Annotated in this window: 11 protein-coding genes; 7 read left to right on the forward strand and 4 right to left on the reverse strand. The window is 58.0% G+C overall.

What is annotated here, in order from left to right:
* The first annotated feature begins 2 nt into the window (after window positions 1-2).
* From I6F20_RS02770 to I6F20_RS02785, 4 genes are read left to right on the forward strand one after another with little or no spacing between them, the layout of a single operon-like run.
* Entirely contained in the window at window positions 3-1,004 is a 1,002-nt protein-coding gene (locus I6F20_RS02770; protein ID WP_051057145.1) for an NAD-dependent epimerase/dehydratase family protein, read from the forward strand.
* Window positions 1,001-2,140, forward strand: coding sequence for a DegT/DnrJ/EryC1/StrS family aminotransferase (locus I6F20_RS02775; RefSeq protein ID WP_225125017.1), 1,140 nt, complete (start codon window positions 1,001-1,003; stop codon window positions 2,138-2,140). The genes I6F20_RS02770 and I6F20_RS02775 overlap by 4 nt, the downstream gene beginning before the upstream one ends.
* A complete protein-coding gene (locus tag I6F20_RS02780; RefSeq protein ID WP_036013625.1) occupies window positions 2,137-3,627 on the forward strand; it encodes a class I SAM-dependent methyltransferase in 1,491 nt (496 codons plus the stop codon). Before I6F20_RS02775 ends, I6F20_RS02780 begins: the two co-directional genes overlap by 4 nt.
* A complete protein-coding gene (locus I6F20_RS02785) occupies window positions 3,624-4,379 on the forward strand; it encodes a class I SAM-dependent methyltransferase (RefSeq protein WP_225125019.1) in 756 nt (251 codons plus the stop codon). Before I6F20_RS02780 ends, I6F20_RS02785 begins: the two co-directional genes overlap by 4 nt.
* A 58-nt stretch (window positions 4,380-4,437) precedes the next feature.
* Here I6F20_RS02785 and I6F20_RS02790 read toward each other — a convergent pair whose 3' ends face one another.
* Window positions 4,438-5,730: a glycosyltransferase family 4 protein gene (locus tag I6F20_RS02790; protein WP_225125020.1), complete on the reverse strand. Its 1,293-nt coding sequence runs from the start codon at window positions 5,728-5,730 to the stop codon at window positions 4,438-4,440.
* 405 nt (window positions 5,731-6,135) lie between these two features.
* Between I6F20_RS02790 and I6F20_RS02795 the strand changes: the two genes are divergently transcribed.
* Complete coding sequence (locus tag I6F20_RS02795) at window positions 6,136-7,113, forward strand: glycosyltransferase family 2 protein (RefSeq protein WP_036013650.1); 978 nt, start codon at window positions 6,136-6,138, stop codon at window positions 7,111-7,113.
* 79 nt (window positions 7,114-7,192) lie between these two features.
* On the opposite strand, the gene I6F20_RS02800 is transcribed toward I6F20_RS02795, so the two are convergent.
* Both I6F20_RS02800 and I6F20_RS02805 read right to left on the reverse strand, forming a co-directional pair.
* The gene (locus I6F20_RS02800) at window positions 7,193-8,464 is read right to left on the reverse strand and encodes an O-antigen ligase family protein (RefSeq protein ID WP_036013628.1); all 1,272 of its coding nucleotides are present in this window, start codon (window positions 8,462-8,464) and stop codon (window positions 7,193-7,195) included.
* On the reverse strand, window positions 8,461-9,252 hold the full coding sequence (locus I6F20_RS02805) for an FkbM family methyltransferase (RefSeq protein WP_036013630.1): 792 nt from the start codon (window positions 9,250-9,252) through the stop codon (window positions 8,461-8,463). Before I6F20_RS02805 ends, I6F20_RS02800 begins: the two co-directional genes overlap by 4 nt.
* A 132-nt stretch (window positions 9,253-9,384) precedes the next feature.
* Here I6F20_RS02805 and I6F20_RS02810 point away from each other — a divergent pair, with 132 nt between their 5' ends.
* Together I6F20_RS02810 and I6F20_RS02815 are read left to right on the forward strand one after the other, a co-directional pair.
* A complete protein-coding gene (locus I6F20_RS02810; RefSeq protein ID WP_036013632.1) occupies window positions 9,385-10,470 on the forward strand; it encodes a glycosyltransferase family 2 protein in 1,086 nt (361 codons plus the stop codon).
* A gap of 28 nt (window positions 10,471-10,498) precedes the next feature.
* Window positions 10,499-11,335: a right-handed parallel beta-helix repeat-containing protein gene (locus I6F20_RS02815; protein WP_157784092.1), complete on the forward strand. Its 837-nt coding sequence runs from the start codon at window positions 10,499-10,501 to the stop codon at window positions 11,333-11,335.
* Window positions 11,336-11,357: 22 nt separating this feature from the next.
* Here the strand turns inward: I6F20_RS02815 and I6F20_RS02820 are convergent, their stop codons facing one another.
* Window positions 11,358-12,323 (reverse strand): class I SAM-dependent methyltransferase, encoded by a 966-nt coding sequence (locus I6F20_RS02820; RefSeq protein ID WP_036013634.1) that lies wholly within the window; start codon window positions 12,321-12,323, stop codon window positions 11,358-11,360.
* Between the last annotated feature and the right edge of the window lie 678 nt (window positions 12,324-13,001).

Consider the following 13,001-nt stretch of genomic DNA (forward strand, 5'->3'; position numbering starts at 1 on the left):
TCTTGATTGATCTCAAGGGTAAACGCGTTCTGATCACCGGCGGGGCGGGATTCATCGGCTCCCACATCGTCGACCTGCTTTGTGACGAGGGCTGCATCGAGATTGTTGCCCTCGACAACATGATCAGAGGCCGGCCGGAGAATCTCCGGCGCGCGCTCGGGCGTGGGCCTGTACGACTAGTCCACGGCGACATTCGCGATCGCAAACTGATGGAAGCATTGGTCAAGGCGGCTGACATCGTCTTTCACCAGGCCGCGCTCCGCATCACCCATTGTGCAGCCGAACCGCGCCTGGCCAAGGAGGTCATGGTGGATGCCACTTTCGACCTGCTGGAGCTGTGCATCAAGCATGACATCGAGAAGATCATCGCGGCGTCTTCGGCATCCGTCTATGGCATGGCCGAAGAGTTTCCGACGACAGAGCGGCAGAATGCCTACAATAATCGAACTCTCTATGGAGCCGCCAAGGCGTTCAACGAAGGGCTCCTGCGGACCTTTAACGATGCCTGGGGCCTCGACTATGTGGCATTCCGGTATTTCAACGTCTATGGCAGCCGGATGGACATCCACGGACGGTATACTGAGGTCTTGATCCGCTGGATGGAGCGGCTGGAAGCCGGTTTGCCTCCCATTATCTTTGGCGATGGTCGTCAGACCATGGACTTCGTCCACGTCCGCGACATCGCACGGGCGAATATCCTTGCGGCGAGGTCAAAGGTTACCGATGAGGTCTTCAACGTCGGGAGCGGCACCGAAACCAGCCTGACGGAGCTGGCGATGGCGCTTGCGTCCGTGATGGGACGCCGCGGCCTGACACCCGAATTCGCGCCGGAGCGCTCGGTCAATCCAGTGCCGCGACGGCTGGCCTCGACGGGCAAGGCGGAGCGTTTGCTAGGTTTCCGCACTGCGATTTCGCTCGAGCAGGGGCTTTCCGATCTCGTCAAGTGGTGGCGATCCGAACGCGAGCTCGGTTCGGACCATCAGCGACAGGCGGCGGCATCGTGATTCCGATCGCCGCCCCGTTGCTTGCGGACGAAGAGGCCGATGCCGCGCGCGCGGTCGTGCTGTCGGGTTGGGTTTCGCAGGGCCCCCAGGTCGCCGCGTTCGAGCGTGAGTTCGCTGCTCTTGTTGGCGCGCCGCACGCCTGTGCGGTCTCAAACTGTACGACCGCCCTGCAACTCGCCCTGACAGCGCTCGATATCGGTCCCGGCGATGAGGTAATCACGGTCAGCCATTCCTTCATCGCGACCGCAAACGTCATCCGACATCAGGGCGCCACTCCGGTTTTTGTCGATATCGAGCCGGAAACGTACAATTTGGATTGCGCTCGACTGGAGGAAGCCGTCACCGAGCGCACCCGCGCGATCATCGTGGTCCATCAGATGGGCATGCCTTGTGATATGGCAGCGCTGATGGCCATAGCGCGCCGCCGTGGCATCGCCGTCATCGAGGACGCGGCCTGTGCCGCCGGATCGCAGATCCGGATGAACGGAGAATGGGCGCCGATCGGCGCGCCGCACGGAGATATTGCGTGCTTTTCCTTTCATCCGCGAAAGGTGATCACGACGGGTGAGGGTGGAATGCTCACCACTGCGAATGCCGAGCTTGACCGGAAGTTTAAGCTGCTGCGCCAGCACGGCATGAGCGTTCCGGATACGGTACGACACAGCTCGTCGAGCGTGATCTTCGAGGAGTACGTCGTTGTTGGCTACAATTACCGAATGACAGATATGCAGGCCGCCATTGGGCGCAGACAACTCGAGCGACTTCCGGACCTGGTGGCGCGCCGGCGAGCCGTTGCCGCTCGATATGCCGAACAGCTCGGCAATCTGGAAGGACTGCGGCTACCAAGCGAACCGGCGTGGGCCAGATCCAACTGGCAGAGCTATTGCGTTCGTCTCCCGGACCGCCTCGACCAACGCGTCGTCATGCAGCATCTCCTCGACAAGGGCATCGCGACTCGCCGCGGGATCATGTGCGCCCACCGCGAGCAGCCTTATGCGGGCCTCAACAGGAGACAGGATCTACGTCAATCCGAGCTTGCCCAGGATCGATCGATCTTGCTACCCATCTATGCGCAGATGAGCGCGGAAGATACTGCGCGGGTGAGCGCTGCGGTGCGGGCAGAGGTGGAACGATGATCCCGGGGATCGCCGATCGGAAGGCATTGCGACTTTTAGTCGTGATTGCGAGCTATGGGACCGCCAATGATGCTTACCTGGATCGGGTGATCAGGGAATACCGGTCCATGTCGTTCGACGTGGATATCATGATCATATCCAACATCGACAAGAAGCCAGCAGCAGAAATTGAGTGTATCGTTGGCCTTCCCAACAAGAATCCCTGGTCGCTTCCCTTCGTGCACAAAGAGTTGTTTGCAGCGCGAGTTGATCAGTACGACCTGTTCATCTACTCCGAAGACGACATCTTGGTCACTGAAAGGAATATTCGAGCGGTTCTCGACGTGACTGCAGTGTTGGTTGAAGGCGAGGTTGCCGGATGGATGCTCGTCGAGAGAGCGTCAAACGGCGAATTGAATTATCCGCAGGCCCACGGTTCTTTCCACTGGGATTGTACGTCGGTAAGGTCCAGGGGACCTTACCTTCTCGCTCATTTTACCAATGAGCATGCTGCCAGCTATATGCTCACCCAGCAGCAGCTAGCGAGAGCAATTGCGTCCGGCGGTTTTCTGGTCGCGCCCCACGAAGGCAAGTACGACCTGCCTTGCACCGCTGCAACTGATCCATTCACCCAGTGTGGCTTCAAGAAGCTGATACCGATTTCCCATATCGACGACTTTTCTGCCCACCATTTACCGAACAAGTATATCAACCGGCTCGGCGTCGATCGCAAGCAATTGGACGCACAACTGTCCGTCCTGATGCAGATTGCGCGTGAGGGAAACACCGTCATTCCGCTATTCGGTGCCGAGACGAGGCTCTGGCACAGCATGTACTCGAAGGACTACTACGAGCCGGCCAGGGACGAAGTATTGTCCGGTGTACCGGAAAAGGCCGCCGTATTATCGATTGGATCCTGCTCGGCTGCAAACGAGCGCCGGCTGCTGCAGAGAGGAAACCGGGTCGTGGCGGTGCCCCTCGATCCCGTTGTGGGCAACGGCTTGGCCGAGCTCGGGGCTGAGGTGGTGTTAGGGGACGTCATCACGGCCAGAGCAAAAATCGCAACGGAGCGGTTCGACCGGCTGCTTTTCGTCGATGTCTTGCAATTCGTCCGTGATCCGGCACATCTGCTCAGATTGTTTGCTGATCTCTTGGCTCCCGACGGACGGGTGATCATATGCGCGCCAAACCGGCCGTCGCTCCGTTACGCCTGGGAATGCGCGAGATCCAGCAACGTGTTTCGGCGTTGGGGCAGCTTCGATTCAGTGGGGATCCACGACACGACGGTCGGAAAACTTCGAACGTGGTGTGCGCAGGCCGGTCTGGCGATCGAGAAGATTGAACGGTGCGCTCCGGATCGAGTCAGTCCGACGTTCCGATTCCTGTCTCCCATACTTGCGTCAGACCTTGTCGCAACTGCTACAAGGCGTGGATCGCGAAAGCCGTCCGCCCGCGAGGCCCGCGGAATGGAGCAAATGGAGGTTTCCGGAGGGAGCGCCGTCCAATGAGCTTGGAAGCCACCAACCGAATCGAAATCGGCAACATGCGGGGACACGCTGATGCAGCGCAGGGTTCGTATGCAAAGAACTACTATACCCGCTCCCGCCGCGAGATTCGGCCGTTACTGCCGAGCCGCGCCTCTCGCATACTCGAAGTGGGGCCTGGCGCAGGCTTCACTCTGATGTGGCTTAAGTCGATCTACCCCGCCGCTACGACATTCGGGGTCGAGCTCAATCAAGCGCTCGAGGCTGACCTGCAAGAGCATGCCGATGTCGCGATGATCGGAGACATCGACGATTTGATCTCACGCGTGGGTAGCAAGTTTGACCTCATCTTGTTGCTTGATGTCCTTGAACACGTTCCGGATCCAACTCGCACGCTTCAGGCCATCACCAGAAGCCTTCTCATGGATGGTGGGCGCGTGATTGTTTCCGTTCCGAACATCGCGCATCTGAGCGTGACGCTTCCCCTGCTTTTCCGGCGTCGATTTGCGTACGCTGATTCGGGAATCCTTGACCGGACTCATTTGAAGTTCTTTGTCGAAGACAGCGCGGTCGAGCTTCTCAATGACTCAGATTTGGTCGTCAAGGATGGTCTGATTACGGGCATTGAAGGTCCAAAATCCAAGCTGCTGGATAGTCTTACCCTCGGAGTCCTGAGCCATCATTTGGCAAAGCAGTACATCATGGCTGGTGAGGCGACCGGCGGATCTGTTGCGCAACCGAAGATCAATTGGAAGAAGAACCGGTTGATCAGCTAACGGCGGTGAGGGGGCCGCTGGAGGTCTCGAAAAGGCGCCATACGCGTCTGGCCATCGACTACGGGCGACCACAGTCAGCGAATTCACTCTTGATCCCAGACCGTGAAATTACCGAGAGCAGGACCTCCGCATGCCGTTTGGAACATGTGAGAGGATCGAACCGGCGTTTTGCATCCTCCGACAGTTGTCCCCGAATTTCCGACCAATGATCTCGGAGTGCGACGACTGACCTCATAGCCGAGACGAGTTCGTCCTTATTCTTCTGCGGCTGAAATCGCATGAGGCTTGAGTTATGCCAATTCGCGCTTTCGGGATCGCCAACCGGGTTCGCCACAACGAATCCCCGGCTGCCGTCCGAGCCGAGTTGCTCACGGGCACCCCCGACGTCGCTCACAATCGTGGGCAACCCCGCGCTCAAGGCCTCCATGGAGGCCAATGACCATCCCTCAAAGAAGGAATTCAGAACGAAGCAGTCGGCGGCGGCAAGCAGGATGGACGGATCTGGAAACGAATGCCGGAGGTGAATTCGCTGCTTGCAAGGCATCTTGTCGCGAAGCGTGCGCACCTGCCGCATGTATACGGCATCGTCCAGGCGACCGGCGATCAGCAGATGGACCTTGTGGTCCTGCTCTGCGACTTCGGAGAATGCCCGGATCAGGCCGTATGCATTCTTCTGGATCGTGTGACGGCCGAGCGAGAGGAAGAGAAATTCTTCATTGAGGCCGAGCCAGGCCCGGGCTTCCGACCGGTTCACCAACGGGCGGTGGGTTTGGTTGAATGCGTTGGGGATGGTGATAACCGCGCGATCTGAATAGGACGGATTGCCCGACAGGTACTGACGCCTCACGAGGTCGCTGACCGCGACGAAGCAGGTGACGAATTTCGATCGCTGGCCCTCGTCCTTCCAATTCGTGCTGATGGGCGTTGGAATACCGTGGAGCGTCTCCACGATTGGAACGCGGGCGTCATTGGCGGCCTGCAGAAGCCAACCAGGCGGATCGTGCGCGCTGATGACGTCGGGACGGTTCGCTTCGATCCATAGGCAAGCGTCGCCCGGCGAGACGGCAATGACTGCTGCGCCCTCCTTCTGCAAGGCCGTGAACAATTGGCCGACCGGCGCTGACGATGAATGTGCGCACATGACCGTCACGCGAAACCCGAAATGAGGGAGGCGCCGTGCAAGAAAAGCGACAAGTTCATCGAGTCCTCCGGCGTCGAGCACCGGAGTGACAATCAGGCAATGCACACTTCCTGGTGAAACAAGAAGGTCGCCAGGCTTCGACACGTCGCTGTTCGGGTTAGAGGCGGGCACCGCCGGCGCGTTCGGCGCGACCATCGAGTCGTAGGGCACGAGCGGTTTCGACCAGTCGTCGACAAGGCCGTCGCTTCCGGACGTCAGCTGGCTGCCAATGAACAGTTTTTTTGCGATACGCCTTAGGCCTCGGGGCAGTCGCCAGGAGTTTCGCTGTGCCCAAAGGGTCGCACGTCCCCTTAAGGAAAGGTCGTTTTGACTAAGACCCGTCATGGGTTCAAACGCCGCCCGTCTCGATTTCCTGATGGGACAAATAGCACGTCGACCAAGAAATTAAACATATATTGCGCTCACTATAAAATCCAATTAAATAGCTGGTATTATTTTCGTCGATCTGCTTAAGGTGCAGAATCAAGTATGTCACTTCGCGTGAGGAACATCGTGACGCGGAACTCAAGCTTCGTGGAACGTCCGGTCCGGAGACCTCTGGCGGGGGTGGAAACCGTGAGTTCCGTCGATGCGATCATTCCCTGTTACCAGTACGGGCATTTCCTCAAGGAATGCGCCGACAGCATATTGAAGCAGTGCGGATCCGAGTTACGGCTGCTGATCATTGATGATGCGTCGACGGACAACACGCCTCAAGTCGCGCAAGAACTGGTTCGTGCTGATCCTCGGGTCGAGTATCGCAGGCATTCCGTCAATCGCGGCCACATCGCCACCTTCAATGAGGGGATTGCCTGGGCCGCTGCGGACTACATGATCCTGCTCTCCGCGGACGATTACTTGATGCCCGGTGCGATTGAGCGGTCGGTGAGGTTGATGGATGAACATCCGACCGTCGGCCTCACGTTTGGCGGCGCGGTTGCGCTTTATCAGGGGCGTGAGGAGGTCGTGGCTTCGCCTCCGGAACTCGGGTCTGGTACAAAGATACTATCCGGCCGGGACTTCATCAGGATCGGGGGCGCCAGAAACATGGTGGTGGCTCCGACCGTCGTGGTGCGAACGAACCTTCAGAAGAAAGTGGGAGGATACTTACCGGATTTGACGCACAGCGGCGACATGGAGATGTGGTTGCGATTCGCCGCGCATGGTTCCGTCGCTTTTATCGATGCCATCCAGGCCGTTTATCGACGACATTCAACCAACATGTCAGGCGGATATACGGCCGAGCAGGACTTCTTTCAACGCAGGCTGGCGCTTGAGCATTTCCTAGAAACCTGCTCTGAGGTGCTTCCTGACGTCAATGATGTCCGGTCCTGGTTGATGGGCCGCTTGGCGCTCGACGCAATCAGTTGTGCGAGCCGTGCCTTCAATGAGGGCGACGTTGAACTATCGGATCGCCTCTCGGCGATTGCGTCAAAGCTGGATCCTGCGGTCACGAAATCGCGTCGTTGGTGGCTGCTCGCCTGCAAACGGCAGTTGGGATCGCGCGGGTGGCGATTGCTGCGGCCTGCGATCGACCGGCTAAGGACGATGTGACCAGCTCCGGGGCGGCTTCAGAGCTGGCGTTTCGGTCCCGATTCCGAATGGCTTGCTGCGCTTGGACCGCTTGATGGGGCTAAGCCTTGTACATCGAGAACTCCCGCAGCGACGCCCTGATGCCGCTGCAGACGCCCCAGAATATCCAGAGATAGTTCCAGTAGTGGACCGTCAGCCCGGTGAACATGAGCATCACCACCGCGACGGTGAACGCGATGCGTAGATCTGGCGCGCTGGGATACTCCACTGCGCCGTTGAAGCGACTTTTTACGGGGAGGATGCTCGCAATATTCGTCAAGACAAGAAGGAAAATCATAGGAAGTCCGAACCGAAGCGCAAACACCAGCCAGACCGAATCCACCGTGGTATCGAGAATGTCGTGATTAAGCGGGCCGAACGCATATCCAGTGAAAGGAGACTCCATGATCTTTTGTGTGGCGGCATCCCAAATCAACATTCGGAAGTAGCCCGACACCGGATCGAAGGTCAGGTGGGAAATGATCCAGCCAAGCGGGTGATTGGCAACTGCCAGGATCACGAGAACGATCGTGACAAGACACAATTGCAGTGCGCGCCATCGGCCTGGATATTGTTTCAGTCCCGCATCATAAAGGTAGAGCGCCAAGACTATGAAGCACGACAATAGGGGCGCGGAGGACAACGACAAGAGGCAGCCGAAAACACAAAGACCCGCCCAAAGCATCTTCGACAATGGGTGTTGCTCCGAAAACAGGAGGATTGCGCAAGCGACGGTGCAGTAGGTGCCCAACAGAATTGGGTGGTCAAACGTCGAGGCGGCTCTTACCCAATAGAGCCTATAGTCGGGCGAGAGCGTCGTAGAGCTGCCGAAGGCAGCGGAGAACATTTCTTGAACGATGAGCCGGCCCGAAAGATTATCGAAAAGCGCCAGTACGACCACGCAGGCGGTCACCAGCTTGAATGGCTGAATGAAGCTGTAAGTGGCCGCCGGGCCGAAGAAAAATCCCCGCGCCACAAGGTAGCCGCCCAAAAACTCGAGGCTCTCGGCCCCGGTCGACGAGATCGCACTCGGCCCGCTCGTGTAGTAGGCGGCTGCGAACATCCAAGCTGCGACGGCGCATGCAAGATAGTCTGAGGCAAGGGTGTGCCGACCGGCCCTGAACAGTCTTGCCACGGCAGGTATTATGAGGAGCAAGATACCGATCCGTCCTATCGTGAGTTTCGCATCGGCGACGTAAAGCTGGACTTGCGCCGCCGGCAGAATGACGCCGATCAATAGCAGCCAAGCCGGCAGCGTACTGCAGCGCTCGGGGGCTCTCGGCAAAGCCGTACTCGTCAGGCCGAACTCACCGCCGGCAGCCGTGACGCTCATGAGAGAACCGCCTTGTCCGCTGACCCCGCTTCGATCTGGACGCGACGGCTGTGAGCATCAGTCAAATACCACGTGAAAGTGACCGAACGCGGCGCTAGTCCTCTCACGAAGCGTCCGGTCTGGAAGACGTATGGCCGATAACCAATGTCGGCGACGAATGCCGAAAGATCGTCAGATGCAAAGGCGCACATCAGCGCTGGCTTGTGCTGCCTCAGCGTGTGCTCCGATCCTCGCAGGATCTCCAGCTCGGCGCCCTGAGCGTGCACCTTGATCAGGGAGGGCGACAAGGAGAAGGAATCGAGCGTGCGACATTCGATTGTGTGCTCGCCTACAGTCAATTTGGACTGGTCGAACCGGTACATGCGGCCGCTATCGCTCAGCCACTCGGTCGCCGCCTCGCGGGAGGTGGCCGCCATCCCATCGCAGCCCCACCATCCGTATGAAGGAACGAAGAGCGTGATCGTGCCCGGTTTGGCTCCCAAGGCGCAGGAGGCTATCGAAACGGATCGATCTCCGGAGAAGCGGAGTTTGAGCCGCTCGGCCGAGACTGGCTCGGGTTCGAACGCGACGATGCTCGATTTCGGCCGAAACCTCTTGAACGCGTAGATGCTTTGTCCGCGGTTCGCCCCGATGTCGATAATCAAACCATCAGTCCTGGCGGTCCAGATAGCACCCCCGTACTCCGGTTTTGCAAGGTATGAGGCCGTCGCGTCCTTGAATGCAAATCGCGCGGCGGCAACGCCGGGGATGTTCGCATATGCGAAACGAGCAAACGGCTTCAAATTCATGACGACAGGACCTTGCCGGGGCAGACGCCTTTCAATTGCTGCAGATTAAACAAAATAAATCTGATTGCAATGTCGAGCATTTAAAGCTACGAGAAGATATAATAAATTAAATGACCGGGTCGAAAGTTCTCCATGACGGCCGGAATGAAGGTTAGCGAAACTGATGCTTCCTCCGGGCCGGCGGAAAGCCTCGTGTCCGAGGTCGCGGTGCTCATCGTCGGCTATCGCAACTCACAGGACATCGTTGATTGCCTAACGGCGCTATCGCATGCGACGCCTTCGCCGGCATTCGACATCTTCATCTGCGAGAATGGTGGTCATGATGCTTATCACCGCCTGGTTTCCGCGCTGACGAGCGACGGAGGCCCCTGCCTGCGGGGCCAATCCCTTGGTATCGAGATAGACAGCAACACCAGCCGGTTTACCAACGTTCAGCGCCTGGCTCTGCGAGCCAGGTCGTCAAATGTCTGGGTTGGGTGCGCCTCCGATAACCTGGGCTATGCGGGCGGGATTAACGCGTGGCTGCGCCCGCTCTCCGCGATACCCTCCTGGCGGGCCATCTGGGTTCTCAATCCGGATACCCAACCGACCGAGTCCGCGTTAGCGGCGCTACACGAACGGGCGGAGTCCGGCCGGAAGGCGATGGTGGGCAGCACGATCCTCGACAGCCTCGACGCAGCCCACGTGAGATTTCGCGGCGGGCTTTCTTGGCAGAAGCTGGCGGCGAGAGACGTTGCCATCGGCTTGGGAGAACTTCTCAACGTGTCCTGCAACATCGCCGCCGTCGAAGACGCGATGGATAGCCCTTCGGGGGCATCGATGTACGTCACCCGTTGGTGCATCGAGCGGATCGGTTTCATGGATGAAAGCTATTTTCTGTTTTACGAGGATATGGATTGGGGGCTTCGCGCGAGACACTTGGGGCTCGGTTACGCGGCCGATTCGATCGTCGTTCACAAACGAGGCACGACGACGGGATCGGCCGAAGCTTCATCGGCGATCCCGGTGCTCTCCGTCTATCTGCAGCACCGCAATTCCGTTCGCTTCGTGCGACGACATTTCCCGTGGTCGGTGCCTCTTCGAGTCGCGGTTTCCCTGATGTACGCACTGAGGTTCTTGCTGCAGGGCGCGCCAAACAACAGTCGCGCAGCGGTCCAAGGACTTGTCGCGGGGTTGAAAGGCGAGATGGGCCGGCCGAAGGAGCGGATGGCACAATAGCGAACGCAAGTCGGGGGTTCACTTCCAGATGCGGCAGCCGATCATTCTTAAGGCATTTCTATTGTTGGTCGTCGTGTGTCTCGAAGCAGATCGCGTTGTTGCGCGCGCAGCCGAGGGCGACCAGATCTCCAACTCTGGTTGGCCCAACGCAACGAATACGGGAGTGCGTCCGAATGTGAAGCTAACGCCTTCGGGCGACGTCGTGGCAGACCAGGCTGGCGCAACCATTTCGGGCCTCGACATTCAAGGCCGCGTCTATATCAAGGCGCCGAACGTGACGTTGATAGACTCCAAGGTGACGTCAGCCTCATTCTACATCGTCAGGATTGAACCGGGTGTGACGGGCACAGTGATCCGGAATTGTGAGATCAATGGCGTCGGCTCGGGCAATGATGGCTCCTACGGCATAGTAGGTCAGGGTACGTTTGTCGCGAACAACATCTACAATGTGGAAAACGGAATTGGTGTATCCGGGTCAGATACGCTCATCCAGGACAACTACATTCACGATCTGCTTGCGTCCGGTTCTCCGCATTATGATGGCATCTCGATCGATGGCGGCAACTCCAACATCGTTATCAGGCACAACACGGTCATCAATGCGCACACGCAGACGTCGGCGGTCATGATCGACAACTATTTCGGACCGATCTCGAATATCGAGGTCGACGGCAACCTTCTGACGGGCGGCGGATATACGGTTTACAGCTCGGCGCAATTCAATGGCGGCTCGGTCGCTGGAGTTTCCTTTACGAAGAACCGGATGGGCAGAGGGAAGTGGGGCTATAGTTCGATTGTGAAGAACGTTCCGGTCTGGCGGGAAAACGTAGATAGCGCGACTGGCCGCACCATTGGTCCTCGGTAAATCATCTGCGGCCACAGGTCGCCTATTTGTCCACACGCCGGAACCAGAATGATCCTGGCTGCCGCCACGGTTCGCGCATCAGAACCGGACATGCGTCGTTCAGCCGAGCCTTGTGTTTGCGTGCAAGCCAGTTGACTGCGCCAATGATCTCGAAATGTGCGTTGAAACTCAGGAAGGCCTCTAGGAGATATTGCTCATTCCACAGCCAGCGATCGCGAAGGAGCCATTGAGCAGGGTAGTCGTGCGGCGTGAAGACGTCATGGACATGCACAAGCACGTTGTGACGGACGAGGCCGAGTACGTGCAGGTATTCGTGCAGGACGTCGCCCTGCGGGCGAATGATGTGTGAGGAGTCGATGAAGAGGATGTCGTTCTCGCCCAGCGCCTCAAACAGGCTGTCGGGGCAGCACTCGACCTTTCTTCTAAGGACCGTGACACCCGCTGATTCGAGCCACGGTTGCTCAAACGGTTCGATACAGATCTGCTCGCATTGGTAGCCCGGGCTGTCCCTCCCGTTCGCCTCTATCGCGAGGCGGGCCATGAGGGTCGAATTGCCGCTCCCGACCTCGACGATCCGCTTGGGTTTGAAGTGACGTATCATGTTATAGAGAAATTCGGCGTCTCCAGCCTCGAACGAGCCGTTGTGGTACCCGAATTCGTCGGGTCTCTTTTGAACGGTTGGAATTTCGAGCAGTTCGTCGCGGTAGTTGAATTGCTCGATCAGTTCAAGCTGCGCCGCTTCGTTTAAATCCAGTCCGGTGATTTCTCGCGGAAGATCTAGGTCGCGCTTCAGGTCTTTCGCGAGAACGATGGGTTCATAGTAATGATGCCTCACAATGGCGAACTGAAATCTGTCGCATACAGACCTCGACAAGGGAGCTCGATCACGGAGGCGACCCAGGAGGACAGCAAGCGGCGCAAAAAGCAAAACGACGGGCGTCAAAATTAGATCGAGTATTCCGTAAATGGATTTGCGTACATAATGCATGGGTCATCACTTCCGATCGATAGAAATGAAACAATCTGCCGCCTAGCAAAGCTCCACCTCGATGCACGAGAATATTGTGGCCGATTGCCATTCCGCCGTCCAGATCAGACTGCTCGCATGTGAGGTCGTCCATGGCGATGAAAGCCGGCTTCTCTACCAGGTGGAAATGGCTGCATCTTCAAGCGTGCCTTGCCGCGGCAATGCGGCGCGCCTGGTCTCAGCGAACATCAATTGCAGAGCATGAACGGCTCAGCGCGCGCTGCAAGGGAGGCTATGGCTACGCAATCTAATCGCCCGCGCTCAAAATGGCCCCGGACAGACTTCGGCACCACACCCCGAGCGCCGGCATTTCGCAGTCCCTCTGCTGACGTGTTCGTGCGAGGTCGGTTGAACCGAGCGACTCGATTCCATGCCAATCGTGGTCTGGCGGGATCGTGACGGCGATCTTTTTAGTGAGGTCTTAGATTTATATATTGCAATTAAATATGCGGAATATCGATCGATGACGAGAAGCCGGGCGCTCGCTGTCCTCTGCGAAGATTAAAGTGAATAAGTTGGCAGTGTGCTCTTGTGGCAACGCGCGAACACTCGCAATCTGCCGCAGCCTATATGGCGGTGTTACTTCGGGTTTTTTAATCGCGGTTGAATTTGGTCGCGCGTCGTACCCGAAAAATGACC

The sequence above is a fragment of the Bradyrhizobium sp. IC3123 genome (assembly GCF_020193625.1).
Lineage (GTDB): Bacteria > Pseudomonadota > Alphaproteobacteria > Rhizobiales > Xanthobacteraceae > Bradyrhizobium > Bradyrhizobium yuanmingense.

What these genes read in the sequence shown, in the direction of transcription:
- I6F20_RS02780 (WP_036013625.1), top strand. Translation starts at nt 2,137, where the DNA reads ATGATCCCGGGGATCGCCGATCGGAAGGCATTGCGACTTTTAGTCGTG.
- I6F20_RS02785 (WP_225125019.1), top strand. Translation starts at nt 3,624, where the DNA reads ATGAGCTTGGAAGCCACCAACCGAATCGAAATCGGCAACATGCGGGGA.
- I6F20_RS02800 (WP_036013628.1), bottom strand. Translation starts at nt 8,464, where the DNA reads ATGAGCGTCACGGCTGCCGGCGGTGAGTTCGGCCTGACGAGTACGGCT.
- I6F20_RS02805 (WP_036013630.1), bottom strand. Translation starts at nt 9,252, where the DNA reads ATGAATTTGAAGCCGTTTGCTCGTTTCGCATATGCGAACATCCCCGGC.
- I6F20_RS02810 (WP_036013632.1), top strand. Translation starts at nt 9,385, where the DNA reads ATGACGGCCGGAATGAAGGTTAGCGAAACTGATGCTTCCTCCGGGCCG.
- I6F20_RS02815 (WP_157784092.1), top strand. Translation starts at nt 10,499, where the DNA reads ATGCGGCAGCCGATCATTCTTAAGGCATTTCTATTGTTGGTCGTCGTG.
- I6F20_RS02820 (WP_036013634.1), bottom strand. Translation starts at nt 12,323, where the DNA reads ATGCATTATGTACGCAAATCCATTTACGGAATACTCGATCTAATTTTG.